The 26,447-nt window shown below is 64.9% G+C and carries 20 protein-coding genes and 2 pseudogenes; 7 read left to right on the top strand and 15 right to left on the bottom strand.

The genetic code is table 11. The features are described 5' to 3' along the window. Nucleotides 1–3: 3 nt before the first annotated feature. The 6 genes from RPQ07_RS00435 to RPQ07_RS00410 all read right to left on the bottom strand — a co-directional run bounded on the left by RPQ07_RS00435 (nucleotide 4) and on the right by RPQ07_RS00410 (nucleotide 4,831). Nucleotides 4–540, bottom strand: coding sequence for a transposase (locus tag RPQ07_RS00435; protein ID WP_313941939.1), 537 nt, complete (start codon nucleotides 538–540; stop codon nucleotides 4–6). Beyond that, a complete protein-coding gene (locus RPQ07_RS00430) occupies nucleotides 537–1,076 on the bottom strand; it encodes a winged helix-turn-helix domain-containing protein (RefSeq protein WP_313941938.1) in 540 nt (179 codons plus the stop codon). Before RPQ07_RS00430 ends, RPQ07_RS00435 begins: the two co-directional genes overlap by 4 nt. 296 nt (nucleotides 1,077–1,372) lie before the next feature. Beyond that, on the bottom strand, nucleotides 1,373–1,903 hold the full coding sequence (locus tag RPQ07_RS00425; protein WP_313948730.1) for a transposase: 531 nt from the start codon (nucleotides 1,901–1,903) through the stop codon (nucleotides 1,373–1,375). Next, on the bottom strand, nucleotides 1,900–2,430 hold the full coding sequence (locus RPQ07_RS00420) for a winged helix-turn-helix domain-containing protein (protein WP_313941937.1): 531 nt from the start codon (nucleotides 2,428–2,430) through the stop codon (nucleotides 1,900–1,902). Before RPQ07_RS00420 ends, RPQ07_RS00425 begins: the two co-directional genes overlap by 4 nt. 975 nt (nucleotides 2,431–3,405) lie before the next feature. Further along, a complete protein-coding gene (locus tag RPQ07_RS00415; RefSeq protein WP_313941936.1) occupies nucleotides 3,406–3,915 on the bottom strand; it encodes a hypothetical protein in 510 nt (169 codons plus the stop codon). A 358-nt stretch (nucleotides 3,916–4,273) separates the two neighbouring features. Further along, a complete protein-coding gene (locus tag RPQ07_RS00410; RefSeq protein ID WP_313941935.1) occupies nucleotides 4,274–4,831 on the bottom strand; it encodes an ATP-binding protein in 558 nt (185 codons plus the stop codon). A gap of 308 nt (nucleotides 4,832–5,139) precedes the next feature. Between RPQ07_RS00410 and RPQ07_RS00405 the strand changes: the two genes are divergently transcribed. From RPQ07_RS00405 to msrB, 3 genes are all read left to right on the top strand, one after another. Continuing rightward, nucleotides 5,140–6,342 (top strand): epoxide hydrolase, encoded by a 1,203-nt coding sequence (locus RPQ07_RS00405; protein ID WP_313941934.1) that lies wholly within the window; start codon nucleotides 5,140–5,142, stop codon nucleotides 6,340–6,342. Between the two features lie 161 nt (nucleotides 6,343–6,503). Continuing rightward, nucleotides 6,504–7,016 carry a peptide-methionine (S)-S-oxide reductase MsrA gene (gene msrA, locus RPQ07_RS00400; protein WP_313941933.1) on the top strand — a complete coding sequence of 171 codons (513 nt, stop codon included), beginning with the start codon at nucleotides 6,504–6,506 and terminating at the stop codon, nucleotides 7,014–7,016. 43 nt (nucleotides 7,017–7,059) lie between these two features. Then, a complete protein-coding gene (msrB, locus tag RPQ07_RS00395) occupies nucleotides 7,060–7,482 on the top strand; it encodes a peptide-methionine (R)-S-oxide reductase MsrB (protein WP_313941932.1) in 423 nt (140 codons plus the stop codon). 230 nt (nucleotides 7,483–7,712) lie between these two features. Here the strand turns inward: msrB and RPQ07_RS00390 are convergent. Beyond that, nucleotides 7,713–8,047 (bottom strand): annotated as a pseudogene (locus RPQ07_RS00390) (transposase); the annotation flags it as partial. Between the two features lie 815 nt (nucleotides 8,048–8,862). On the opposite strand from RPQ07_RS00390, the gene RPQ07_RS00385 reads away from it, so the two are divergent. The 3 genes from RPQ07_RS00385 (at nucleotide 8,863) to RPQ07_RS00375 (ending at nucleotide 13,106) form a co-directional block, all read left to right on the top strand. Further along, the gene (locus RPQ07_RS00385; RefSeq protein WP_313941931.1) at nucleotides 8,863–11,643 is read left to right on the top strand and encodes a helix-turn-helix transcriptional regulator; all 2,781 of its coding nucleotides are present in this window, start codon (nucleotides 8,863–8,865) and stop codon (nucleotides 11,641–11,643) included. Nucleotides 11,644–12,081: 438 nt separating this feature from the next. Beyond that, the gene (locus RPQ07_RS00380) at nucleotides 12,082–12,483 is read left to right on the top strand and encodes an SsgA family sporulation/cell division regulator (protein ID WP_313941930.1); all 402 of its coding nucleotides are present in this window, start codon (nucleotides 12,082–12,084) and stop codon (nucleotides 12,481–12,483) included. 335 nt (nucleotides 12,484–12,818) lie between these two features. Then, nucleotides 12,819–13,106: a hypothetical protein gene (locus RPQ07_RS00375; RefSeq protein ID WP_313941929.1), complete on the top strand. Its 288-nt coding sequence runs from the start codon at nucleotides 12,819–12,821 to the stop codon at nucleotides 13,104–13,106. Between the two features lie 27 nt (nucleotides 13,107–13,133). Here RPQ07_RS00375 and RPQ07_RS00370 read toward each other — a convergent pair. The 8 genes and pseudogenes from RPQ07_RS00370 to RPQ07_RS00335 all read right to left on the bottom strand — a co-directional run bounded on the left by RPQ07_RS00370 (nucleotide 13,134) and on the right by RPQ07_RS00335 (nucleotide 24,589). After that, a pseudogene (locus tag RPQ07_RS00370) lies at nucleotides 13,134–14,182 on the bottom strand (IS110 family transposase). A gap of 482 nt (nucleotides 14,183–14,664) precedes the next feature. Continuing rightward, nucleotides 14,665–15,276 (bottom strand): GPP34 family phosphoprotein, encoded by a 612-nt coding sequence (locus RPQ07_RS00365; protein ID WP_313941928.1) that lies wholly within the window; start codon nucleotides 15,274–15,276, stop codon nucleotides 14,665–14,667. A 225-nt stretch (nucleotides 15,277–15,501) separates the two neighbouring features. Then, nucleotides 15,502–16,479 (bottom strand): alpha/beta hydrolase, encoded by a 978-nt coding sequence (locus RPQ07_RS00360; protein WP_313941927.1) that lies wholly within the window; start codon nucleotides 16,477–16,479, stop codon nucleotides 15,502–15,504. Between the two features lie 1,211 nt (nucleotides 16,480–17,690). After that, nucleotides 17,691–18,878 (bottom strand): epoxide hydrolase, encoded by a 1,188-nt coding sequence (locus tag RPQ07_RS00355; protein WP_313941926.1) that lies wholly within the window; start codon nucleotides 18,876–18,878, stop codon nucleotides 17,691–17,693. A 457-nt stretch (nucleotides 18,879–19,335) separates the two neighbouring features. Further along, nucleotides 19,336–20,334: a winged helix-turn-helix domain-containing protein gene (locus RPQ07_RS00350; protein ID WP_313941925.1), complete on the bottom strand. Its 999-nt coding sequence runs from the start codon at nucleotides 20,332–20,334 to the stop codon at nucleotides 19,336–19,338. 152 nt (nucleotides 20,335–20,486) lie between these two features. Beyond that, entirely contained in the window at nucleotides 20,487–20,972 is a 486-nt protein-coding gene (locus tag RPQ07_RS00345; protein ID WP_313941924.1) for a MarR family transcriptional regulator, read from the bottom strand. Between the two features lie 693 nt (nucleotides 20,973–21,665). Continuing rightward, on the bottom strand, nucleotides 21,666–22,415 hold the full coding sequence (locus RPQ07_RS00340) for an NPP1 family protein (RefSeq protein ID WP_313941923.1): 750 nt from the start codon (nucleotides 22,413–22,415) through the stop codon (nucleotides 21,666–21,668). Between the two features lie 764 nt (nucleotides 22,416–23,179). After that, the gene (locus RPQ07_RS00335) at nucleotides 23,180–24,589 is read right to left on the bottom strand and encodes an FAD-binding oxidoreductase (RefSeq protein ID WP_313941922.1); all 1,410 of its coding nucleotides are present in this window, start codon (nucleotides 24,587–24,589) and stop codon (nucleotides 23,180–23,182) included. A 1,300-nt stretch (nucleotides 24,590–25,889) separates the two neighbouring features. On the opposite strand from RPQ07_RS00335, the gene RPQ07_RS00330 reads away from it, so the two are divergent. Beyond that, nucleotides 25,890–26,360 (top strand): M23 family metallopeptidase, encoded by a 471-nt coding sequence (locus RPQ07_RS00330; RefSeq protein ID WP_313941921.1) that lies wholly within the window; start codon nucleotides 25,890–25,892, stop codon nucleotides 26,358–26,360. Nucleotides 26,361–26,447 lie beyond the last annotated feature (87 nt).

The raw sequence follows: 26,447 nt of genomic DNA, 5'->3' as shown, positions 1-26,447 counted from the left end.
TTTTCAGGGTGGGGTCGGTGGGTTGATGGCCAGGCTTGTGGCGGTGAGGCAGCCGTCGATCAGGTGGGGTCGGAGCTGGATTCTGCGTAACTCGCGGCGGAGTATGCGGTCGAGGTCGTCTGGTGTGTCGAAGGCGGTGTTGGCCATCGCTCTGCGAACGAGTGACCAGACGGCCTCGACGGGATTCAGGTCGGGCGCGTATGGCGGGAGGCTGACGGTGGTGAGCCAGTCGTGCTCGGCCTCGTACCGCTTCAGCCCTGCGGCCAGGTGGGTGTTGAGGTTGTCCCAGACCACCACGATCGGCCCGTCGAGCTGGATGTGCGCGCGGACGAGCAAGTCGCGGTAGTCCTTCCAGGAGAAGCTTTTGCGTGCTCCTTTGAGTAGGAGGTGGGTACGGGGCCGGTGGATGAGACGGCTCTTCTCACCGGGTTTGTAGCAGCACAGCGCGGCGATGGAGGTCCGGCGGCGGGACCTGCCCCTCACTGTGATGATGGGGGTGTGTCCGCGTCTGCCCCAGGTGCGGGCACGGGGTGGTGTCATCGAGAAACCGGCCTCGTCCTCGAAGAGGATCCATGGTCCGTGCTCCGTCGCGAGCCTTTTACCCGGGGCCAGACCTCCTTCTTCCACAGCTCGACCGCGTGCTCGTCGCGTTCGAGTGCTCTGCGGGAGGGTGCCTGCCAGGACCATCCGTGCCGTTTTAGCAGCCGCCATACAGTCGCCACCGACAGACTCACGCGCAGCCGGCGGCGGATCACGGTCTGAACGCGGGCCAATGTCCAGCGCTGGTCCTCGAAACCGTGCGCCGACGGGCCCTTGCCGAGTTCTTCCTCGAGCACGGCGAACTGGGCATCGGTGATGGTCGGGGAGTTCGCCGGACCGGCGGAGCGCAGGGCCTCCATACCGCCCTCGCGCCAGGCACGGCGCCAGCGTTCCACCGACCGGACGCTCACCCGCAGATCCCTCGCGATCACCGCGGTCTTCTCACCCGCCGCGAACCTCATCCCGGCCTGAAGCCGGATCCCCTCACGAAACACCCGACGCTCAGCGGTCAGGCCCCCACCCTCCGGATAGCGCATGTCAACGGCATATCGCAGGGATCATGAACCGTCATCACCCGACAACAACCCGAAAACCTCAGTAGGAAGCGGTTCACGCCGACGTTGTTTGCAAGGTAGCCATGGATCCGCCATGCGGAGTCCTGGACGTTGCAGGCAACCGCCAGCATCGCTGCTCCTACAACCAGATCGAATCCCAATGCTGCCCATACCATCACGTCCCCCTCCCGCTCGTGTCGATCATTCTGCCCCGGGGTTGGCACTGCCCGAGCTGGCGCACCGAGGCCAGCGCTGCTAGAGATCTTCAATGGCTGAGGTTACGGCGGTTGGAAGTCGAGGCCGGTCTTGGCGATGAGGCCGTCGATGAGTCCAGGTCGGTACTGCATCCGTTTGAGCCGGGTCTTCACCAGCGCGGTGAGCTGGTCGAGGCTGTGTTTGGTGAGGTTGGCCAGCGATCTCTTCAAGTGTGACCAGACGCCCTCGACCGGGTTGAACTCCGGAGCGTACGGCGGCAGCTGGTAGACGGTCAGCCATAATCGGGCGTCGACCAGCTGCCGCATCGTGCGGCTGACGTGCGTGTTCAGGTTGTCCCAGACCAGGACGATCGGGCCGTCGAGTTGCTGGTGTGCGGCGTCGAGCAGGCGAGCGTAGTCGGTCTCGGTGAAGCCCTTGCGCCGGCCTTTGGCGGGACCGCGATCGAGGTGGATACGGTAGATCAGCCGGGCCCGGTGGCCGGACTTGGTGCAGATCAGCGCCGCCATCGAGACCCGTTTGGTGCCCGCGGCGGTGACCCGCACGACGGGCGTGTGGCCTCGTCGGCCCCATGTTCGACCCTTGGGCGGCCTCAGCCCCTGGCCGGCTTCGTCCTCGAAGCAGAGCCAGGCGCCCAGGTCCGCCACCGTCTTTTTATGACGGGCCACTGCTCGTCCTTCCAGGCGACGATCTTCTCCTCGTCGCGCTCGGTCGCCTTGCGTGAAGGGACCTGAACGCTCCAGCCGATGCGGTGCAACAGCAGATCCATCCCGGCCAGGGTGTACTCCACGCCGAATCGACGTCGCACGACCTCGGCGATCCTCGCCAAAGTCCAGCACTGGTCGCTCCAGCACTCAGCGGCCGGGCCGGAATGCAGCACCGATTCCAGCACACGCAGTTGACTCACATCGAGCTTGCAGCGGGCACCGCCAGGTTCCCTGGAAACCAGAGCCTGCCGCCCGCCCGAAGCCAACGCCCGCCTCCAACGGTTCGCCGACATCCGAGTCACCCTGAGCTGCCGGGCCACCTCGCGGTCACTGGCCCCCGCCTCGATCAGATCAGCGGCCGCCAATCGGACCCGCTCACGCCGAACCCGCTCCTCAGCCGTCAGCCCCTCCGCCATCGGGATACCTCATCCCTCCGGCATAGCGCAGCCCACGACAACCGTCACGACCCCACGTAGCCCACACCCTTAAAGATCTCTAGACCGCGTCCGCTGTGCGGGCTGTCTTCACGGTCTTGCACGCTCACGGCGTCCCCGACTGCAAACCGGCCGGGCACCTGCGCCTCGGCTCGCCTGCATTCAGCATCCCCCTGTCGGCCGGCCTCGCTCCGACCCGCGGGCCCTCGCCTCTCCTGACCCGGCCCGCGCCGCCGTCACTGGCATGCTCGTCTTCCACGCCCTGCGGGCCGGCGAAATCCGCCACCCGACCCTCGACCAGGCCTCCAGGCACGAACAGGGCCGCTGCGCCGCCCGGACGCACCGTCCTGCTCGCCGAACCGGTCCGTGTCCGCCTACCTCGCCCATCGCAGCCACCGCTGGCCCGGCACCGCGAACCCCCACCTCTTCATCACCCACTGCCCTGCACTGTCCACCACACCCGTGTCCAGTTCCTGGCTACCGGCAGTCCCCAGCCTCCACCCACGTGCTGCGGAGCCACCACATCGTCGACGAGGTACAGGCCGCCGACGGCGACGCCCTACTGATCTGAGAGCTGTTCGGCTTCGGTGAGTTGACGTCATGGCATGCGGTCAGGTGCGGAGCCATATGACGAGGGTTAGAGAGCATCTGATCTAGGTAGTTGGTGTTCTGGGGTGATTTTGTGACTGCCTTCTTGGCGGTCATTGGATGAGCTGTGAGTGTTCGTCGCCCGTACCGCACCCGGGCGGCCACGGTCTGTCCTTTTGACGGCAACCCATTCGTCCGCCCCAACTCGCGGGCAACAACGAGAGATGGTCGGGCGACTACGTGGGCAGTGCCCCGGGATGCAAGAGGGGCGACCGCGGACACGCGGTTGCCCCTCTTAGCGTATGAGTTTCGGTGCGGCGCCCACCTGCGGCTTACAGGGTCTGTGGGCACTGCTCTCCGAGCGTTCTGTCAGCCGTCAAAGTCGACGTACCACTTCTCCGCGCACTGCAGCACCCCGGATACGCGTAGGCATGGCCGCACAGCGTGGTAGCGGCCCTGAACGACAGGTGTTTCAGTCCATCCCGTGGCCCCAGCGTGGTACTTCTGGCAGTAGTCGTACCCACCCGTCGCCGCAACCTGCGCGTTGGTGCGCCAGCCGTACCCGTCGTCATCTTCCTTGGTAGTCGCCGGGGAGAACGAGCCGATGGAACGATCGATGGAGACGTATGAACCGTTCGGGACGGTAGCGCCGGCCTTGGCGCCGGCTGACTGCTTTCCGGTGTAGAGGTGGGTCGTGATGTTCCGCAGAACCGTGGGGTAGTAGGGGGCTCCGACCGGTGCGTACCACAGGTATTCCGTGGGAGCTGGAACGCATTTCTCGGCTGCCTGTGCCGGTGCCGCGGTGCTGAGCACCGTCAGCGGGACCGTTAGCACGATCGCCAGTATTGCTTGAACCGCGCGGACACGTTTCACAACCATGGCCCCCCATGTCGACTGTTGAGGCCACACGGTGCTGACCGAAACCATGCACGTCAAGTACATGACAGGCTGTTCGTACGATCTGGTGATCGCTCTCTCATGCGTGGAGCCCTTCTGAAATACGCCACCGCGGCACCGCACCAGCCCTTGTCCGACCGGTCCGCAGCGTGCATGGCCAGGGCGGGCACCGGCCCGAGCTGGAGCTCGGCGGCTGGCGGGAACCTGAGGCTCTGCGCCGCGACGAACCTTCCGCAGAGTCTTCATCGAAGGTCCGCGTGCGGGGCCAGGGGCCGCGAGAACGACGCAGTCCTGAGTCACCGGTGTTGGCTTCAGACGGTGGCGGCAGGACACCAATGCTTCAACGCACTCCTCCGCGCCCCGATGCCCGGCGAGTTGGTATGGACGCTGCAACCAAAGCTACGGGTTCTGCCTTCAGGCGCCTGGCGACGAAGGAAAGTACCTCGATGGAGCCCTCGTCGAGCCATTGCGCATCGTCGATAAGGCATACCAGTGGGTGATCCTCGGTGGTGCTGGCCAGGAGACCGAGCACGGCCAGTCCGACCAGGAACCGATTAGGCGTCGCTCCTTCCCGTAGTCCGAACGCGACAGACAGGGCGTTGCTCTGCGGTTCCGGAAGCTCTTGCAGTCGTCCCATCATCGGGGCGCACACCAGCTGAAGGGTGGCAAAGGGAAGTTCCATCTCGGATTCGACGCCTGCGACGCCGATCGTGCGGAACCCGACAGCCCGGCCAGCCGCATACTCCAGCAGGGCGGTCTTGCCGATACCTGCCTCACCGCGCAGAACCAACACCGCACTTTTCCCGGACCGAGCTGTGTCCAGTAGCTGATCCAGCGCATCCAGCTGGTCGATCCGGCCCCATAGTCGGCCCTGCGGGCCGACGGTGAACTTGCTCATAGGAAGCGATCTTCCCGGTCCTTAGGTGCCCTCGTCAGCGTTGATCGCCTGCGGCTATGAGGTAGCCGCAGGCGGCATAACGCCATGCACAACCGCTAAATTATCATGTTTGCCCGGTTTTGCTTGTTTCCGCCATAGTCGGGCACAGCCTTGGCTGTCATGACTGATGTGTGGTGTAGACGCGCGGCGGCGACCCCGGGACAGAACCCCGGGGGTCATCCCCGTGCTTCCCCGGGCGCGATGGGCTCCCGCCCTAAGCGAGACTCCGAAGTCACCGAGTCAGTGCCTCTGACGGGAGGAACCCGCTCATGTCTGTCACTTCCGAACGGACGGCGATCCGGCCGTTCACCGTGGACTTTCCGGAAGCGGACGTCGCTGATCTGCGCAAGCGCATCGCAGCCACGCGCTGGCCGGAGAAGGAGACTGTCGACGATCAGTCGCAGGGCCCGCAGCTCGCGACTGCGCAGGAAATCGTCCGCTACTGGGGGGAGGACTACGACTTCGGCAGGGTCAAGGCGAAGGTAGGCGCCTACCCGAACTTCGTCACCGAAATAGACGGCCTGGAGATCCATTTCATCCACGTGCGCTCGTCGCATGAGAATGCTTTGCCGATCCTGGTCACGCATGGGTGGCCCGGCTCGGTCGTCGAACAGCTGAAGATCATCGAGCCCCTCACCAACCCCACAGCGCACGGCGGCGATGCGTCGGACGCCTTCGACGTGGTGATTCCGTCGATGCCGGGCTACGGCTTCTCCGGCAAGCCGAGTGCCAAGGGCTGGGGGCCGGACCGTATCGCGCGCGCCTGGGCAGAGCTGATGAAGCGCCTCGGCTACACACACTATGTGGCGCAGGGCGGCGACTGGGGTGCGGTAGTCACAGACGTCATGGCCCTCCAGGCCCCCGAGGGATTGGTCGGCATTCACACCAACATGCCAGGCGTAGTCCCCCCTGCGATCGACCAGGCGCTCGCGACCAGCCAGCCGCTGCCGCCCGACCTCCCGGAGCTCACAGAGGAGGAGCAGCGCGCAGTCGGCCAGCTGACCTTTGTGTATGCGCACGTCTTCTACGCGTACATCATGGCTTCACGTCCCCAGGTTCTGACCGGCCTCGCGGATTCGCCGGCCTTCCTGGCGACCTTCATGGCCGACCACGACCGAGACAGCCTGGCGATGATCACACGAGCGTTCGCTGGCGAACCCGAAGGTCTGACGCGGGACGACTTTCTCGACAACGTCACGCTCTTCTGGCTCACGAACACCGGGGTTTCCTCGGGCCGTCTCTACGCGGAGAACACGTTCCCCTTCTTCGGTGCCAAGGGTGTCACCCTTCCGGTCGCTGTGAGCGTCTTCCCCGAGGAGCTGTACGAGTCCCCTCGAAGCTGGACCGAGCAGGCCTACCCGAACCTCATCCACTACAACCGGCTCCCCAAGGGCGGACACTTCGCGGCCTGGGAACAGCCAGAGCTCTTCGTGAATGAGCTGCGTACCGGGCTCCGGTCGCTGCGCACCTGACAGCTCGCACGGTCAAGGCCGGCCCTGCGGTCGAGTAGGTCGAATGTGATCTGCTCGACCGCGCGTTCGGGCACTGGTCGGTGCGAATTCCGTGCAAGCGCAGGTGCCGCCGCACCCGATGCAATCGGTCGGATACGAGAATCAGAGAGGTTTACACGGCTATGAGTAGCTCCACGCAGACGGCATGGCTGGCGGGTGGCTGCTTCTGGGGTATGCAGGACCTTCTTGGGGCGCTTCCGGGTGTCGTCAGCAGTCGAACCGGATACAGCGGAGGTGACACGCCTAACGCGAGTTACCTCGATCACGGAAACCATGCTGAGTCGGTCGAAGTGGTCTTCGACCCAGTCGCAACTGACTACCGAACGATCCTCGAGTTCTTCTTCCAAATCCATGACCCGACCACGATTAACAGGCAAGGAGGCGACGTCGGTTCGGAGTACCGATCCGCCGTCTTCTACCACAACGACGAACAGCGACGAGTTGCCGAGGACGTCGTCGCCCATGTCGAGGCATCAGGCCGATGGCCGGGCAAGGTCGTGACTGAGGTCGTCCCGGCGGGCGATTTCTGGGAAGCCGAACCCGAGCACCAGAACCGCCTGGCACGCTACCCATCCGGCTACACCTGTCACTTCCCCCGCCCCGACTGGCAGCTGCCTAGACGCGCGGGTGCATGACCGGAGCGGACACCGACTCCAGTTCTGTGAGGAATTGAGATTCATGTCGTACGACATCGAGAAGACGGATGAGCAATGGCGCGCGGAGTTGAAGCCTGAGGAGTATCGGGTCCTGCGCCGCGCCCATACCGAGAAGCCGTTCACCGGCGAGTACACCGACACGAAGACGGAGGGCGTCTACTCCTGCCGCGCCTGCGGTGCCGAACTTTTCACCTCCAAGGAGAAGTTCGACTCCCGATGCGGCTGGCCCTCCTTCTTCGACCCGAAGGACTCCGACGCCGTCGAGCTGGCCGAGGACCGGTCCTACGGCATGGTGCAGACCGAGGTCCGCTGTGCCCGCTGCGGATCCCACCTCGGGCACGTATTCGAGGGTGAGGGGTTCCCGACGCCGACAGACCAGCGATACTGCATCAACAGCATCTCCCTGCGGCTGAAGCCTGACGGTAGCGCACCCGCCGCTGCATGACTGAGGGCCGAAGCGTCAGACCCGGCGAGGCCCTGAACCCGCCGACGACCAAGATCGTGTGGCCATTGTCTGGTGACTGGCGGCGCCCCACGCGGCGGCGAGACCTCTGGCAGGCGGTCGGCCGGCAAACGCTCGATCGGGCACCACGTCCGACGGTAGCCAACCCGCGAGTAGACCCGGAAACTGACCGTCAACACAGAGATCACCACTGCTAGGGCGTTTCGGTTGGATCATCGTATGGACGAGAGGAAGATGCCTGCGACCTGCAGTCCGGCCAGGTAGATGGTCGTGGTCTTTTCGTAGCGGGTGGCGATTCCACACCACTGCGGTTGATGCAGCGTTCGACGGTGTTGCGTTGTTTGTAGGTCTCGCGGTCAAAGGGGGGTGGCCTGCTGCCTCGGCTGCCTCGGCGTAGACGGTGACCTCGCTGGTCGGCCGGGACGGGAATGACCGCCTTGATGTCGCGCTTGCGCAGGTGGTCGCGGATGGCACGCGAGGAGTAGGCCTTGTCGGCCAGGATGATGTCTGACATGTTGCGGTGCCGTCCACGTCGGCGGGGAACCCTTCACGATGATCCCGCTACCGGCCGCCCCGCCGGGGTGTCCGGTCCGGCAACAACGGCTCGATCCGCGCCCACTGCGCGCCAGTCAACGGCACACACGGACCAACGATCCGATGATCCGAATGAAACGCCCTGGGCGCGCATGCGCCGAAGTGGGCAGTACCTCACCCACGGGAGTATTACGGCCGCTGACCCCTCGAGGCCACCGGCCGAAGGCTGGGTGCGACGCCACATCCGAGGCGTGGTCGAACTCTGACCCCAGCGCGATCGATCCCAGGCGGCGCGCAGGTTCTGAAACTCGTGCCCAGGCGATGAGTACGGAGGGCGCCCGTACCCAGTGGGTCCGAGCAGACTTCTGTCGGAAGACTCTCCCCGTTTTGTTCCGCCGCCGGGATCTGCAGAAGCGCGGGTCAGCGTTCTGTGTAGGCACTGGGCGCTTGTCGAAGCGGAGGCACGGCCGGAAGCCGTCGCATTGAACGTTCGATCTACCTCCTTGCCGCGCTTGTAGACAAACTTGCCTTCGACCGCCGGTGCCGTGGCATCGCAACCGCCTACTTCTGATCCAGAGCCCCGCCGAGCGGGTCTCCCGAACGCAAAAAGTCGCGCCCCGGGGCAGCGCCGTTACATTTACCACACTCTAATCGCATGGGATTTACTTGTATGCGAGGCTTTTCTTGCGTAAGTTATCGAAGGTTGCCTTGGGGCTTACCCCTTGCCAGCCCTGCACCCGGCCATGAAGCGCAGCAGTGCCGGTCGTTGCCCCCTTCACCCCCAGACCTTTCCTCGCTCTGGCCCCCCATCAAAATGGGAGCATCTAAGTGATCAGTAGTGACTTCGCCAAACGTGGCTCGGCCGACATCTTGATCGGTCGGGAGTACGACCTCGATCAAATTCGCGGCCTTCTGAGCACGGGGGCGACCGGCGGCGCTCTGCTGCTCTCTGGTGACCCTGGCGTCGGAAAGACCGCGGTGATGGATGCCGTTGCGCAGGCGGCTCTGGAGGAAGGTGCCCAGGTTCTCCGCGTGGCCGGGGTGGAGTTCGAATCGAGCTGCAGCTACTCGGGGCTCAATCAGGTCCTCTTCCCCTTCCAGGAGACAGTCGAAGAACTGCAGGCGCCCTTTCGTGACGCCTTGCGCGTCGCGCTCGGTTTCCAGAGCGGCGCAGCGCCGGAGCGGCTGATGGTCTCCAACGCCGTGCTGGTCCTGCTGCGGAAGATCGCAGCAGGAAACCCGCTCCTTTTGATCGTCGACGACCTCCCTTGGATCGATCGGGCGAGTGCGGCCGTGCTGGGCTTCGTGGCCCGGCGGTCGGCCAGCATTCGTGTCAGCTTCCTCGCCGCCTGTCGCACCGGTACACAGAGCCTGCACGACTGCGGCACCCTGCCGGAGTACTGGTTGCGGCCGCTGAACGCCCAGGCAGCAACACGATTGGTCGATGAGACATACCCGAATCTCGTGCCGAGCGCCCGTCAGCGCCTGCTGTCCGCGGCGTGCGGGAACCCGCTCGCTCTGCTCGAGCTGCCGTCCGCGCTGTCCGCAGGACGGGATATGCCTCTCGACGCCGCCTCGTCCGCGGTGCCGCTCAGCCAGCGTCTGGAGGCGGTCTTCGGCTCACGGATCACCGATCTCCCCGCGCCGTCGCAGCGTCTCGTCCTGCTCGCCGCATTGGAAGGCGTCGGCGATCTTGGAGTCTTGCAGGCAGCGTCACGGCAGGCAGACGAGGGGTACGACCTGGACGACCTCGCACCTGTCGAGCGGGACCACCTCGTCCACATCGATGAACAGGCACGCCGACTGCGCTTTCGCCACCCGCTCATCCGCTCAACGGTGATTGCGAACTCCACCAGCAGCGAACGGCGTGCGGTGCACTCCGTGCTGGCACAAGTCCTGGTGGACCAGCCCGAGCGCCAAGCCTGGCACCTGGGTGAGGCAACGCTGGAACCCGACGAGCACGTCGCCACCCTGCTCGAGAAGGCTGCCCACATCACCCTGCGTCGCGGCGACGCCGTCGGCGGCATGCGCACGCTCATCCGCTCTGCAGACCTGACGCCCCGCGCGGCCGACCGCAGCCGCCGGCTCGCAGAAGCCGCCTACGTAGGCGCCGAATCCACCGGCTCACTCACCAGCGCCCAGAAACTCATAGACGACGCCAGGAACACAGCTGAGGCCTCGCAGAGCTCCCTGCATGCGGCAGCAGCCACCGCCGTCCTCATCCTGAACCGCGACGGAGACGTCGACACGGCCCACCGACTACTGGTCGGCGCCATTGACAGCGGGACCCACGCATACGACGCCAACAACAAGACCCTCGTCGACGCCCTCCACACCCTTGCACTGGTCTGCTTCTTCGGCGCCCGCACAGCTTTGTGGGAGCCCTACTACCAGGCCCTGGGCAAGCTGACACCACAGGCGCCGCTCATACTGTCCGCCCTTGGCAAGACGTTCTCGGATCCCGCGCGCACCGGCGCCGCAGCTTCCAGGGAGCTCGACGAGCTCGTCGCGGAACTGACAGACGTGACCGACCCCGTTCACATCACCCGGACCGGCACAGCAGCCCTCTACCTCGACCGCCTAGGAGACATCCGCGAAGCAGCATGGCGCGTCGTTCGCACGGGACGCGATGGCGGCCCAGCCCGCCGGTACCTGTCCGGACTGATCCACCTCTGCCTGGACGACTACCTCACCGGAAACTGGGACGAGGCTGCACAACTGGCCGATGAGGGCCTCAAGCTCTGCGAAACACACGGCTATCGCGCCTTCGCCTGGTACTTCCAGTACGTCCAGGCCATCCTCAAAGCCGCACGTGGGCAAGACACCGAAGCCGAAGCAACGGCCGAGCAGATCATTCGCTGGGCCATGCCCCGAGGAGCGGACTGCGCCGCCCACTACGGACATCACGCCGCCGCCGTGGCACGGCTGGGACGCGGTGACTTCGCCGGCGCCTACGACCACGCGAACACCATCAGCCCGGCCGGGAGCCTCGCCCCACACGTCCCACACGCCCTGTGGGTGACGTTCGACCTGGTGGAAGCTGCCGTCCGCACCAACAGGCGCGAAGAAGCGGCCCGACACGTCCACGCGATGCGGGAGGCCAACGTGGCCGACGTGTCCTCACGGCACGCCCTGCTGACAGATGCCTGCGACGCCATGGCCACCACAGATGACGAAGCGGCCCTGAACCTGTTCACACAAGCCCTGGCCGTCCCCGGCGCGGATCGCTGGCCGTTCGACTTCTCACGTGTCCAGTTGGCATACGGCGAGCGGCTCAGGCGCGCACGGGCGACCACAGAATCCAGAGGGCCGCTCAGCACCGCGTTGTCCACCTTCGAATACCTGAAGGCTCGCCCCTGGGCAGAACGCGCCGAAGCGGAACTGCGGGCCGCCGGCGCGAGCAAACTGCGCCAGGGAACACCGAAGGCGCATACCCTCACCCCCCAAGAGCTGGAGATCGCGCGGCTGGCAGCCACCGGCCTGACCAACAAACAGATCGGGGAGCGCCTCTTCCTTTCACACAGGACCATTAGCGCCCACCTCTACCAGATCTATCCGAAACTGGGCATCACTTCTCGTTCCATGCTGCGCGACGCTTTGGAACCCTGAGCTCTGTCGTGCCGGCCAGCTGGCGCCCAGGCCGCCGCCACCACGCCCGGCGCGACGGCAGCTGCCGCACGTGGCCAACACGTCGGCTCAGGCAACTACCAACACCTAGAGCGTAAGCACGAGGCCGCTGCAGCACTTCGCCATCGCCAGCCCGGCTGTCGGGCCCCGGCTCGAAAAGCCGCTCCTCTCGCCGATCCGACGGTGGCTGCACGTGCAGCCACCGTGCTCGGGTCCCTCGCCGTCGCTCCGCCGACCCGCAGGCACCAGTCCCCTCGCTGCCGTACAGCCGCAGGGCAGGATGCAGCCCAGTCAGCTGACAGATGACTGAGACCGACCCGACAGCCCAGCATGGAGCGGCCTACGACATTTCGAACGAAGGGAACTGCGATGTCCACGCAACAACCGAGCTGGTGTGACCACAGACAACCTCCGTGCAGCATGCGCTCGCTGAGCTTGACCATTCACACGATCCCTGAGCCGAAAATCCGTGTGCCGCTCAAGGCGGAATTTCACTACGCGGTGGCCGATCCGCTCACGGTGCTGGTGGAACTGCATGCGTCACCGTCGGATGCTGTCCGCTGGGTCATCTCACGAGACCTGCTTTTCGACGGCACCACTGAGCCCAGCGGGCTGGGAGATGTCCGGCTGTGGCCGTCGGGGTCTGGGACGCGGCGGGTGATGTACATGAAGCTGGAAGCGCACGGCACGTCCTGCCTGCTCGAGATGGATCCGGAACCGCTGGAGAAATGGCTCCTGGAGACCTTCGCTCTCGTTCACCCCGGCACGGAACTGTGCGACGTGGATTGGCACGCTGTCACGGCCGGCCTCATGAGCGACTGAACCTCGCAGAGAGCTGGCCTGGAGCGAGTTCGCCGCCGGTTCCTCTGCATTGCACCTCGCCCACGACGCCGTTGTGCAGGTGGCCACCAAATGTCCTGGGAGAGGGACGCTGGCCACTGGGGGGTGCCTCTATGTTCTTCGTCAAGCGTGTGGGCAGCTTCGGCCCGGGGTTCGATCTTCTTCGTGGGGCATGAGACTGTCTGGTCGTGCCAGAGATGATGAGTGGGTTGGAGGCGGCCTTGGCTGAGGCGTCGTCTCCTTCGTGGACGCAACGTGTTCGTGCTGGGCGGGACCTTGCTTCCTTCGCTGATGTTCCTGAGGCTGCGGAAGCGCTGGTGGGGCTGCTGCTGGACGTCGAGGACACGGCGGTGACTCGACAGACGGCAGAGTCACTGGCCCGGGTGGGGACGGTGGCGGCCGTAAGGCTCATCGCTCTCGCGGTTGCCGAGGCTGACGACAACCAGGCTGACTGGCTGCAGACCGGGGTGCATGACGCGCTCGTGGGACCGGACGGTGTGCAGGACGTCGCAGCGGTGTGCGCGAAGCTCTCCCGGGACCAGGAAGAAGCTGTCCGGTGGGCTGCCGCAGCTCTCTCGGCGTGGATAGACGGCACAAGGCGTTGACCTGAATCGACCTGCCTGTGGGCTGGTTCATGCAGCCATCGCGTGGGGGAGGCGGGGTTCGTAGAAGGTTCCGTCTCTAAGCATGGCGAACAGGACGCTGATGCGCTGGCGGGCGAGGCGGAGGAGAGCCTGGGTGTGGGTTTTACCGCGGGCGCGTTGCTTGTCGTAGTAGGTGCGCGAGGCGGGATCGGCGTTCATGCAGGCGAAGGCCGAGAGGAACATCGCGCGTTTGAGCTGCCGGTTGCCGCCTCGGGGTGCGTGTTCGCCGTGGATCGAGGTCCCGGTTTGCCTGGTGGCCGGGGCGAGGCAGGCGTAGGAGGCGAGGTGGGCGGCGGGGGGGAAGCTGGTGCCGTCGCCGACGGTGGTCAGCAGGACGGCGGCAGTCCTGACGCCGACGCCGGGCATCGACGTCAGGACTTGGGAAAGAGGGTGGGCCTCCAGCAGGGTGTTGATCTGCGCTTCCAGAGCTCGGCGCTGTTCGTGGACAGCGGCGAGCGAGCGGGCCAGGGACCCGTAGCTCCAGCAGCCAGGTGACGGCCTGGTGGTCCAGGCGCGGGCCCAGGACGCGTTCCAGGCTGGGGTGGAACTGGGTGAGCAGGCCGCGTATCCGGTTGGAGGTGCGGGTGGCCTCGGCGGCGAGATCCTGGTCGAAGCCGGTCAGCACGGTCAGCTCAGCGGTGATCTCGTCGGTCAGTTCCAGGGTGCGAAGAGCGTGCGGCATGGTGCGGGCCGCGTCCGTGATCACCGCGGCGTCCTTCGCGTCGGTCTTGGCCTCCCCGGGGTAGAGGTCGGCGATCCGTCGCATCGCCAGTCCGGGCAGGTAGGCGACCTTGCAGTCCGCGTCGCGGGCCACGGTCAGCGGGAGAGCGCCCGATGGAAGGGGGTTGGTCCACGATCACCAGGACGCTGCCGAACTTCGCGGTCAGCTTGTCGAAGACGGCCCGCAGCTTCGGCTCGCTGTTGGGCAGCGGCTTGTCGAAGACCCTCTTGCCTGCTGGCGTGAGCCCGTGTCCGTGGTGAGTGGTCTTTCCGACGTCCAGGCCGAGGAACACGCCCACGTCTTCGGTGTCGAACATCGCGCCCTTCCAGGGACGTTGCCGGTACCGGCCTCGGCGTTGGTGTCGTACGCGCGCATCCACGTTATGCAGACCTGCCGCCCGCGAACTGTCCGGCATTGCGTCGGACCGGATGGTGGCCGGACCTTTCATCAGCGTCTCCGACCGCACCTCCCGGGCCCGGTGACACCACCCCCCAGGTCATCCGTTCGACAGGGGGACACAGCCATGCCGGGCCCGGAGGCCAGCGGCCCTATTGCAGGGCCGCGGGAAACATAACGGGGGGGGGCAGTCATCGTGGTTGTCCCCGGGGCCCGTGCAAGCGGAGGGGTGCAGCGTTCGCGTATCCGCACACCCCCTCCTGCAAACTGCCGCCGCGGATGCTGCGATAGGTCTACAGACGTCGTGCGGGAAGCAGAGTTCTGCCCTGCGGCAGAGCAGAGCATCGGCGATGATCCGCTCGTTGACGCGGGTGGCGCGGGACGGAGCCGAAACTGGGACTGTTAATCGCCGTACCTGGCCCACACTTCATAGAACTTTGCCTGCGTGATGATCCTTTCGGTTCTCTCCGCTTCCAGTTCAACCAGCGCCCCTTGGACTGCCGACAAGATCGTCGATACCGGGCCACGCACTTCACGGGGCGAACCCTGTTGCCCCTCTCGGCGGATCCCGATGAAGCCGGCCAGAGTCGCCAGGACTGGCTCTGAGGCAGTCCACCGCTCCACCGCCTCACGTCGAGCGGGCGAGTCCACGAGTACGAGCTCACGCCTCCTGAAGGGGTGCTTTCGAGGACGTTGGCGGATGGCCAGCCCGTCCGCTTCGAGGGCTGCCGTGTAAGCCGCTGCCAACGTGTCCCCCCTGCTCGACAGCCAGTCACTCACCAACTGATAGGGCCTCGTCAGTTCCAGTGAGGTGGCAGCCTCCCACAAGAGGCGATCAGGCGGCACCGGCTGCCAACCCGGCACGACGTGCCTTTTGTCCAGGCCAATCGCCCCAGCCTCGAGCAGGTCCACCAGCTGGGCACCGGCCAGCGAAAGCGACAGATCAGCTGGATGTACGGGGTGTCCGGGCGCTACCTCTATGGTGATCATCAAGAGGTTCTTCGGTGTAGTCATGAAGGCGTCATCTCAAGATTGCTTGCGTTCGCGTCAGATTTGTCGCTCATCGACGAGTCGGCGTACACCGCGAGCTGCTCTGCGTGTGTCACGCGAGAGCCTGACGAGGTGTGGTCTGACCAAAGGAGCAGGAGCCGGGTTTGCAGCCTCGTTCTGTAGTCGCCGGCGACATCTGCGCGCCTGCAGCATGCAGTAGGCATCGCGATGGATTCGTGACCGGGAAGGTCAGGGCTTGGTGCCGAATGACTGCCTCAGCGTGCTGACGATCTGAGTGACAGCGCCGCGGGCCGCCGTGGTCGACGACAGCGCATTCAGCACCGCGAAGTCGTGTACGGCCCCGCGATACCTGGTTGCGGCGACCTCGACGCCGGCAGCACGCAGCTTCGCTGCGTAAGCTTCCCCTTCGTCCCGCATGACGTCAGCCTCTGCCGTGATGACGAGAGCCGGCGGCAGTCCACGCAGTTGCTGTTCAGAGGCTTTAAGCGGGCTGGCGGTGGGCTCCGCACGCTGCGTTTCATCGGTTGTGTACTGAGCCCAGAACCACTGGGCAGTATCACGGCGCAGAGAGTAGCCCTGGGCGAACTGCCGGTAGGAATGGGTGTCAAAACCGGCGTTCATGACGGGGTAGAGCAGTACCTGAAACGTGAACGAGACGTCCTTGCGCTGTTGGGCCAGCAGCGTGAGGGCGGCACTCATATTGCCGCCCACCGAGTCACCGGCGACGGCCAGTCGTGTGCCGTCGATTCCGTGTTCAGCTGCCTGCGTCGCTATCCACCGGGCCACGGCGTAGCACTCCTCCAGCGCTGTCGGGTAACGCGCTTCCGGTGACAACGTGTACTCGGGGAAGACCACTGTGGCTTCCGTACCTACTACCAGTTCTCGCACCAGCCGATCATGTGTTCGCGCACTGCCAAGAACCCACCCGCCTCCGTGGATGTACAAGACTGCGGGCAAACGGCCGCTCGCTCCCTTGGGTCGTAGGATGCGCACTGGGACACTGCCCTTCGGTCCACCAGAGACCGCCACCCATTTCTCGTCGACCTGAGGCATTTCGTGATCTCCGGACTGCTCCTCCTCAAGGGCCTTACGGCCCTGCGCTGGCCCCATATCAACGAGGAACGGTGGAGAAGCCGTCGCCTGGGCAAACGCCCGGGCCGCAGGCTCGAGAACCGGTTCTGGCGGAGCAGTCACATCGTTGGACATTGCACGCTCCTTGTCGGGCGAGGCGCCGTGCCGAAGCACGGAAGTTCCATGGCATGCAGGTCGCATCTGGTCATGGCGAGGGATGTCGACCTTTGGGTCGCAACTATTTGTGATGCAACTCCAGTTTGTACTTCCGCGCATCGGTCATGTGACTGTGGGCTTGCGGCGCATATTGTCCGATGAACGGCAGTGGCTTAAACCTGCGCTCCTCGTTGATTGATATGGACTGCGCGTGCGGTGCTGAAGTGCTGTCGGGGCATCGGATAAGATCGGATCGAATCATCAAGGGCCGATCCGCCTGGGATGCGCCGATCAGCTGCCCTTCCCCACCGGGGCAAGTGTGCGCACAGTGTTCTGTGCGTGGCCTGCGGGCGGGAGACGCGGCCTATTGCGAGCGTCTCGTTGACGAGCAGTGCGAAACAAAAATTTCGCTCGAAGGGCCGTATCCCGACATGGCGACTGTACCGGCCCACCACGACACAAGAGTGGGATCGGGCCATTCATCGCAACTTCGTGTGAATCGGTCCGGGCAATAGCCTTCGAACTCGCCTTGCGCGCAGAGCGGGTAACCATCACATGCCCTCTGGCGTATCTTCACCTCGGCTTCGATCCTCGTCCCTGCATAATCCCTGACCTTGCCGGGCTTCCCTGGGCTCTGAACTGGGGCGCACGCCCCCGAGCGGCTTTGGCCCACCCGGGTCGTCCCATGCACCTCGTTCGCGAGTCGTCGATTGGCAGGGGGGATCGGGCGTCGGCGTCCTCTCCGACGGCATATATGGCTGTCACTTGGAAATGGCGTCTTTGATCATGGGCCGGCGCGGTGGTGCGTCCGACACGGTGATGGGAGGCCCAAGGCTGTCGTTCATACGACGGAGTTCCTGCCCGACAACAGCGCGCCCCCCGTGTGCGGTGCGTTGCTTGCATCCGCACGCCGCCGCGCAGGTTGCGAGCCGCCTTTGGGTATCCCGCCCGTGGCAGCCACGACGGCTCGGAGTGCAGCCCGGTAGTCGTCCGCGGACGACAAAGTCGCCGACCGTGCCACCCGGAGCAGCCGGATCCCATCGAAGCGGGCGGTTGGTGAGCCTGACTCGGGGGCCTGACGGAACACTGGCCGGTAGGTGTCCACACGACGCGGAGCGGCCGAGCAACGGGGTACTCAGTCACTCGGCCGCTCCGTCGGACACACGCCCCCGTATTCAGTGGTGCAGGTTCTAGCGGACCGAACGGAGACCAGTACGGACCTCGTTGACGAGGAGCTCCGGCTGCTCCCAGGCCGCGAAGTGACCGCCCTTGGGCAGCTTGTTGTAGTGGACCAGGTTCGGGTAGGCCTGCTCGGCCCAGGTCTTCGGGGCCGGGTACAGCTCGTCCGGGAAAACGCTGACAGCGACGGGGATCTTGACGCCGTTGACGCCGAAGAAGGGGGTCTTGTTCTCCGCGTAGAGACGGGCCGAGGAAATGCCCGTGTTCGTCAGCCAGAAGAGGGTGATGTTGTCCAGGACGTCGTCACGCGTCAGACCCTCCGGCACGCCATCGAAGGACCGGGTGATCAGTTCCAGGCTGGCAGCGTCGTGGTCGATCAGGAACGCTGCCAGACCCACCGGCGAATCAGCGATCCCAGCCAGGGCCTGCGGCCGGTCACCCATTATGTAGGCGTAGTAGACGTGCGAGTACACGCTCTTCAGGTGCTCGACGGTGTCCTTCTCGTCCTCCGTCAGGGGCGGGGTGCCGTCCGGCAGCGGCTGCCCCGCGGCAAGCGCTGCGTCGATAGCGGAAGGGATCACGCCGGCCATGTTGGTGTGGATCGCGACCAGGCCCTCAGGCGCCTGCGCACCCATGAGGTCAGTGATGATCGCGCCCCAGTCGCCGCCCTGGGCGGCGTAGCGGGTGTAACCGAGACGTCCCATCAGCTCGGCCCAGGCGCGTGCGACCCGCTTGGGGTCCCAGCCGGTTGCCGTCGGCTTTCCGGAGAATCCGTAGCCGGGGATCGAGGGGATCACCACGTGGAAGGCGTCCGACGCGTCACCGCCGTACTCTGTGGGGTTGACGAGCGGGTCGATGAGCTTCAGCTGCTCGATGACCGAACCGGGCCAGCCGTGGGTGATGATGAGCGGCAGCGCGTTCTCGTGCTTGGAGCGGACGTGGATGAAGTGGATGTCCAGCCCGTCGATCTCGGTGATGAAGTTGGGGTGGGCGTTCACATTCGCCTGGACCCTGTTGAAGTCGTACTCTTCGCCCCAGTAGCGGATGAGTTCCTTCAGCGTCGCGAGCTGCGGCCCCTGCGACCGGTCGGAAACCGTCTCCTTTTCGGCGAAACGCGTAGCAGCGATTCGCATGCGCAGATCGGCGACCTCAGCATCGGTGAACTGGGCGGTGAACGGTCGGATCGCAGGCGCAGACATGATGGACTCCTTGTGGGTCAACGTACGGGCGGGCCGAATAGCGAGTACGGCTCCGCGAAAGGGAGGTACGAGAGATGAGGTATCCCCCGTCACAGGAGCGGGCTTGTTAGCCGTTCCTGTTCCCCGGTGCCATTTCATAGTGGAGTGCCGCAGCCGCCTGCGTAATCCGCTAGGTGACTTAGCCCATCAAGGGAGAGAGCAGTCAGTCGTAGGTAACGTGACCGGGTTACCTACGGGCTGGGCATCCCGACCACTGCCATCCGACAGCCACGTGCGACCTCTGTCATCTGTGTGGGGCCAGCACGGCGACTCTGCGTCTGGTCACCTCAGCAGTGCGCGCCACTCGGGCACCGCTCCCCAGCCGGCGCCTTCGTTGCTCATCTCCTCGTGTGATGCGGAGGCTGCCCTCGGTGACTCGCCAGGTGGGGAGCCGCCGCCGAGTGGATCTCAATGGATCTCAACTCCCCTCCGGGGTACTGAGGAGCGCCAGGCCGAGGGGGGTGAGGCTATGGGACACGGTGTTGCGGTGACGCAGCGATCGGATCAACCCTGCCGCACGGAGAACGGTCGCGTGTTCACTGGCACTCGCGGGCGCGATCGATGCATGCGCGGCAAGCTCCCCAGTACTACAGCCTTGATGTTCCGCGATAGCGGTGAGAACCACCGCTCGCGTACGGCCCACCAGGATCGATACGTGCGCGGGACAGCCACGGCCGGGGGTGAAGCCGTGGCTGGCTGCTTCGAGGAGTGACTGGTCCTGGCAGACGGGATAGCTCACAGCTATCGGATTGCCGTGGGTGAGGACGGGGCGCGTGGAGAACATCGTGGGAACAAGCAGCAGGCCCTGTCCTTCCAGCTGAAGGTCGCCGTCCGCTCCGCTCAGCATGCGGATCTCCAGGACCGGAGGGTTCCATCTCATCCACCGAGGGTTGGCTCGGGAGAGAAGCTGCTCTACACCGCCGGTGAGCTGCTGCTGCAAGCGCAAGCCTCGGTCGGCTGCCAGATGTTCGGTGAACTGATTCCAGTGCGGTGCCAGCAGCTCCGCATGGAGGTGCCTCAGTCCGGTGCAGAGAGCAGTGAGCAAAGACGCATTATCGGCTAGGTCGCGAGACCATACGGGAAGTGCAGGATTACGCTTTGACGTTTCCCGCATATATGCCGTGATGCTGTCGCGCGGTGTCGAGCGTACCTGCTCCAATAGCTCTTCGACCGGACCCGCTTTAGCCGGACTGAGGAAACCTGGCGAGCGGCCTACCGCTGGCATCAGGGTAAGAGCCATGCGAGCTTCGACAGACAACTGAGCGCGGGCGCGCCGCCGCCACGCATCAAAACGGGCGTGCTGACCGCGGCTTTGTAGAGCTCGAACTGCAAGTTCCAGCTCGTGCAGCGGCATCGGCGCTTCTGCCACGCGTGTACGAGCAAGATCCTGAACGGTGAAGTGAATGCGGATTGCCATGACGGCGTCTGTGGATCCTTCTGGTAAATCGCATGCGGGTAGGTCGAGTCGGCGCCATAAGGGATGATCTTCCGCGTGCTGTGTTGCAGGCCCTGGTGAAGCGATGCGAGCGCGGAGTGCGCTGCGACCGGCGCGTTGCGCCGCCGGCAGCCCTAGCGCCGCGCTGTGTGCAGGGTCACGTTGATCGTGAGGCGGCGCAGCAACTCTGCCACGGTGCCGATTTCCTCATCGGTCAGTCCTACGGCCTCTCCAATTGCAAGGGGGAGATTGCGGATGTGCTCACGTAGTGCAGCGCCCTTTTCGGTGAGGGCAACCTCTACGACCCGCTCATCATCTGCCCGCCGTTCTCGTACCACCAGGCCGCTGGATTCGAGACGCTTGATCAGAGGAGTCAGGGTTCCGTAGTCGAGATGTACGGCGGCAACCAGATCTTTCACCGAGGCGACGCGCCGCTCCCAAAGCGCGAGCATGACCAGATACTGAGGGTAGGTAAGGCCCACCCCATCGAGAAGCGGCCTGTATGCACTGGTCACAGTGCGTGACGCCGCATAGAGCGTGAAGCAGAGCTGATCCTCTAGAAGGAGTGGGGGTTCGCCCGGGTCCTCGGGAGGTGTCCCGGGATGGCCGCTGCTGCTCATGGTCCAGTTCCTCTGTCTAGGCGTGAGGACGGGCAGCGCCCGAACCACTCTTTCAGTGTCTCACGCACATTTAACTTGTGCACAACGAAATCGCGGGCGGCGGCCTCGCATAGTGCGCCATCGCGATCGGGCCGTAATACAGGGGAGGCCTCGTCCAGGTGGTCTTCAAGCCCGGAGCTTGCCAGGCGATGCTGGTCGGAATCGCTGGATCAGCCGGCCCGCCTACGCCGCCTTTAGCCTGGGTCAACATCGGGCCTGGGGGTGTCCGGAGAACTGCGACCGGGAAGCGGTGGCCTCGTTCTGGTGACCGGCCAGCGCGTCGTTCTGACGCCGCGACGTTGCTACTGCCCATTGCCCAGGCGTTCTTCTGCGCGATGTATGGGCGAATGCCGGAGCGGTCGGTACTGGCCGTCGGCGGACGGATCCCGCACCTGGGGCAGCGGACATTCTCGCTCATCGCAGGCGACACCATACAAGCCCCCGCCGTCGGCAGCGGGGAGGGCCGTCAGACGAGGGCGGGGGCTTGCTGATTCTCCTATCCGTCCCAAATGTTCTTGGGACGGATAGGATCTCTCTGGCGGGCTTGGCTACCGGACCGCGATCAGATGATCGTCATTGCATTCGGCGCCAGATGATCGGCAGAGGATCTGCATGTATGCCCGAGGTGGAAAGCGGGTGGAGGGAGGTCGCTGTCTAGTACCACGCGCCCCGGGGATCAAAGGCGGCTGTGCCATTCTTCAACCCCTGGTCCTGGTCGCGGGCATTCTCGAGCGATGTCTGCATGTTCTCGGTTCCGATCTCGAGCCTGGCCGCACCGAAACTGGTGTGGTAGACGAACTGGTTGCGGAAGTCGACACTCGGGTAGCCGTCCCAGCCGACCAGCCGCGGGTAGAACCACCCACCCGTTGCGTTCTCCACCCAGTCGTCGTCGGCGTTGGCAAAGCGGAAGGCGTGCGTGGAGGGGTCGTCCTTGTGATAGACGATCTTAGGATGGGTTCCGCTCGGATCGAAACGGACTTGATCGCGCCACTTAGTGGTCCAACGGCCGTGCGCTGACGCCGAGACATACTTGGCCTGATTGTCCTTCACCCACACGATGACATGTTCCAAGTCGTGCCTGTGCCCACAGACCGTGCAGTGGTCCGAACTCTGGTCCTTCTCAAAATAGCTCGCGTACATGATCGCGCACCAGCCGTTGTTGCACTTCGACCGCGCGTACTGGTTCGACTGCTCCAAGCGGTTGGGATGGCGACATCCATCCCCGGCAACGAGACCTCCCAGCGGCAGCCCAGGGTTGGCCTGCCAGGAGGGTGAAATGGCTGCGGTGGAGTAGCAGGCATCCATGTCGTAGTCGAGGGCTGGAGAGTACGTCTGCTCCAGCGTGCTGGCATTCTGCGGCAGCTTCTCGATCCAGTCGGCCTGAGCGGGAGTAGACATGGTCATGACCAGCGTGAAAGCGGCAAATATGCTCGCGGATGCGGCTCCCCGTCTTCTCCTTCGTTCCTTGAGTCTACGAGCCCGGGAAATGGACATGCGGAAGCCTCTCGTTTCGCTGACGGGTTATCAAATTCGCGCCCTGATGCGCTTATGGAAGTTCAAACAGGAGGTCCCGGCGAACGGACCTGGTGCCCTCAATGTGTTCTCGCCGACTGGGGGCGCTGCGCCAACTCGGATGCTTCTAAGGTCAGCCGGTCCACTTCTCGACAGCTGGTCCGACGGTCACACTCATCCAGTTGTGTCAGGCGTAGGTCGCATGGCATGCGCCCGCCCCAACGTCGTTGCAGAAGGCCGGCTCAACGTATGCTTCTGACCGATTTGCGAGCGCTCCGGACAGCAGCACGCGCATCAGCATCGTCTGCGCGCACCTGCATTTCCACCTGATTCGGCTCCATCCGAAAGATGACACATCGGAGAATCGATACAGGATGCCTGGAGCTGACGGCACACGCCTTCACGGCTACGGATTCAGCCCTGCCCGTGTGGGCGAGGCGCCCAAGTCGCTGTTCGGGCCGGGACTTGGAGGGCGAAGTCCTTGGGTGCCGAGCTCGCCGGCCGCCGAGGTGCTGGTCAGGAGAGCCCTCTAGGGGGTCGGGGGGCGGCGGGTCATCAGTCTCGCCGCCTAGAGCACGCAAGGAGCGCTGCCCTGACCATCACGCGCCGTTCGTGGACGTGGTGGTGAGCGAGTCATCCGCCTGACCCGTGTGAGTTCAGGACGGAAGAACGTTGTGATTGAAGCGGAAGACGTTGGACGGGTCGTAGAGCCGCTTGACGTCAGCGAGCCTTCCGTATCGCTGGGGCCCATACGCCGCGCACACACCTTCAGCGTTCGTCGCCTCGTCCGGAGACAGGAAGTTCACCATGTTGCGCTCCAGCGACCACGGCGCAAGGCCGTCCACCATTTTCGTCAAGTACTGCCTCATGCTCTGTGCCAGGTCGGCACCGCCAATGCCGAATCCGAACACCACGAATGGAACGCCTCGCGTTGACACCGCGTTGTCGACTGCCGGCTGGCGGTCCAGCGCGCCACCGAGGGCGCGGATTTCCACGTTTGCCAGAGGGCAGCTGGACGTAGGTCCTACGAGGTCTACCAACGTATCCACGGTCTCGTTCGTGAACTCCGCAAGGCAGATACTTCGGTCGACGTAGGGCATGGGGTCGACGGGGTCCAGGTGGATCTCCCCGAACGAAGCGAAAGGCTTGTCCCCGATTAGGTCGAGCAGTGCCGGGGCGCTCCCACGGAGTGGGGCGAGTAGTCTTTCGCCATTGGCCGCATTACCGAGGTATCCGATCCGCACGTGTACCACGAATGCGCCGCGCAGCGGTTCAGGCAGGACCGGAAGGTCAGGCAGCCGCTGGATTCCGACCGACGAGGTCATCTCCTCGGGAACGTTGGTCACCCAGGTACTCCACGCTTCCAGCACCTGAGCCAGGTGCTCACCCGCGAAGTAGATTCCCCCGCCGTAGAACCGGGTCACCGGGAAGACGTCGAACTCGATCTCGGTCACCACGCCGAAATTGCCCTTGCCACCGAGCAATGCCCAGAACAGATCGGGCATGCTGGTAGGGGTGACTGCGCGCAGTTCTCCGTCGGCTGTCACTACATTCAGCCTTCGGACGTGATCGGCGGCGTAGCCCTGCGTGCGGCCGAGGAGTGGGCTTTGGCCGCCTCCGAGGGTGTAGCCAATCACTCCCACGTTGGGGGCGGAGCCAGCGATCGGTGCGAGCTCGAAGTCGGCGGCCTGTGCTACGACTTCGTGCCACTGCAGGCCCGCCTCGACGCGTACAGTGCGCCCTTCCGGGTCGACGGACATTCTTTTCATCCGACCGGTGGTGATCAACATGGCTCCACGCGCCGCTGATACCACCTGGTGACCGGAGGACTTCACTGCGATGGGCATCGCGTGGCGGGCAGCAAACTGGACTGCGGTGCGAACGTCACTCTCACTGGCGGCTCCGACTACCAGGGCAGGTTCGAAGCGGCAGTTCAGGTTGTATGTCACGCACTCGACGTCGTACCCCTGCGCCCCTGGCGTGAGCACTGGACCGGCGACGGACTGCCGTAGGTAATCCACATCCTGAGGCTGGAAGTTCACTCCGGCCTGATCCGTCCCAATCATGTGCCCTCACAAGTCCATCGAAGTGCAGATCATTCGCCTCCGCAGCATCGCTCTCAATCGCTACGATCTCGATCTGATTCGGCCTGATCCGAAAATGGGAACATCCTCGGCATCCTTGGAGGGCCCCATTCATGGCGTGATGATCGCCGTCAGGGGCGAGAGGGTCAGCAGCGAATATGTGTCGGGTCGGAGACAAGAGGCCGGCCGTCCTCGGCTGATGCTCGCCCTTGCCGACATCCAGCCCGAGGTAGACATCGATCTCGCCCTCGTCGTTCACGTACCCCTCCCCAGCAGACACTTCCCGGTCTCACTGCGGCATCAGCGTGCGGGCATCCACGGCGCTCGACCTGGATCCTCCTCGGCGTCGTCGCAGCACTGAGCCTGCTGAGCGGCATCACCGGACTCCTGGACGCCGACAAGCAACATGTGGTCAGCTCCGCTTTCGTGGCGGACGCGATCGCCTGGTCCCCCCTCGCGACGCAGATCCCCGCTCTGTGCTTCTTCGTCCTGGTCCTCGGCACCGGCCCGGTCTCCACCGACCTGGTAACCGGCGCCGCCCGGACAACCTGGCTGGCCGTCAACGGACGCGCCACCGCCTACGCAGCGAAGTGCGCTGTCGGCCTACTCGTCGGAGCCGGCGTCGCCGCCACCAGCGCGCTCCTCGGCGCCCTCTCCTGCGCCATCATGCTCGGTGCGAGCGGCAACCGACAGCCAGCCTGGGCCGAAGTTGTCGCACCATCCGCACGCTGCACCGGGTGGATGGCCTGCTGGGCACTGCTGAGCCTGGCCGTCGTAGCCCTGCTCCGCAGCCGCGTCCTGGCCGTTCTTTCGCTGGTCCTGTGGCCGCTGCTCGGAGAGCGCCTCGCTGGCGCGCTGCTCGGCTACCAGACGGGCCTGGACAGTGTGAGTGACTGGCTGCCGTTCGCTGCGGGCCGGGCCATGCTCACCGATGTCACAGCCTATTTTGGCGACGACCGGTCCTTCGCCCAAGCATTCATTGGCTCCCACCTGTCCGCACCGATGGCAAACCGCCACGTTCGTGATCTGGACATCTCTCATCACCGCAGCAGGACTGTGGTCCTACTGCCGCCGGGACCTCAAAGCCGCCCCACGTCAACTGCGCCCCTCATGCCTGCCGTATCCGCAGAGGCAGGGACACCCCTTCCTGTTGCCGGCAGTCGCTGGCGGTCTCGCCCATCACCCACGCGCCTCTCACGTAACCCGACAGCTGGCAGCCAGCTTGCCCGTGGCGGAGACCAGGCGCGCGACTGCCCGCAGAACTCACAGCAACGGAGACCTCATGCGAATCGTCCGCTCAACCCGTCGACGAGCATGCACCACGCTCATCGCTGGACTCGTCCTTGCAAGCGCTGCTCCAGCCGAAGCCGCAGAGACGCAGACCGCGCCATGCCCGGTGACCGGCCGGGTAACGCACGAGTTCGGCCCCAGCCCTACCGGCTTTCACAACGGACTCGACATCGCCAACGCCGCAGGAAGCCCGATCAAGGCAGGTCGCGCCGGAAGAGCCACCTGCTCCGGCACCTCCGGCGCGCTGGGCGAGTACATCGTGGTCACCCACCCCGGCGGCTCGAAAACCACATACGTTCACCTGCGGAAGCGATCGGTTGGCATCGGCACCGCTGTCAACAGCACAACCAAGGTCGGCGAAATGGGCGCAACCGGCACCAGCGACGGCCGCACCAGGCTCCATCTCGAAGTGCTGGACGGGGAACGTACAAATCCCCGGCTCCGGTACAACTGTCCACGCTAGCGACTCGTGCCAGATCGCAAGAGGGCGATCTTTCGGACCGCTCGGCAGCGATGTCGAGGGGGCGACCGGTAGTGGCGCAGCGCCGGG

It is taken from the genome of Streptomyces sp. AM8-1-1 (assembly GCF_032229325.1).
GTDB classification, from domain to species: Bacteria; Actinomycetota; Actinomycetes; order Streptomycetales; family Streptomycetaceae; genus Streptomyces; species Streptomyces achmelvichensis.
This window is presented reverse-complemented; position numbering and strand designations above follow the sequence as displayed.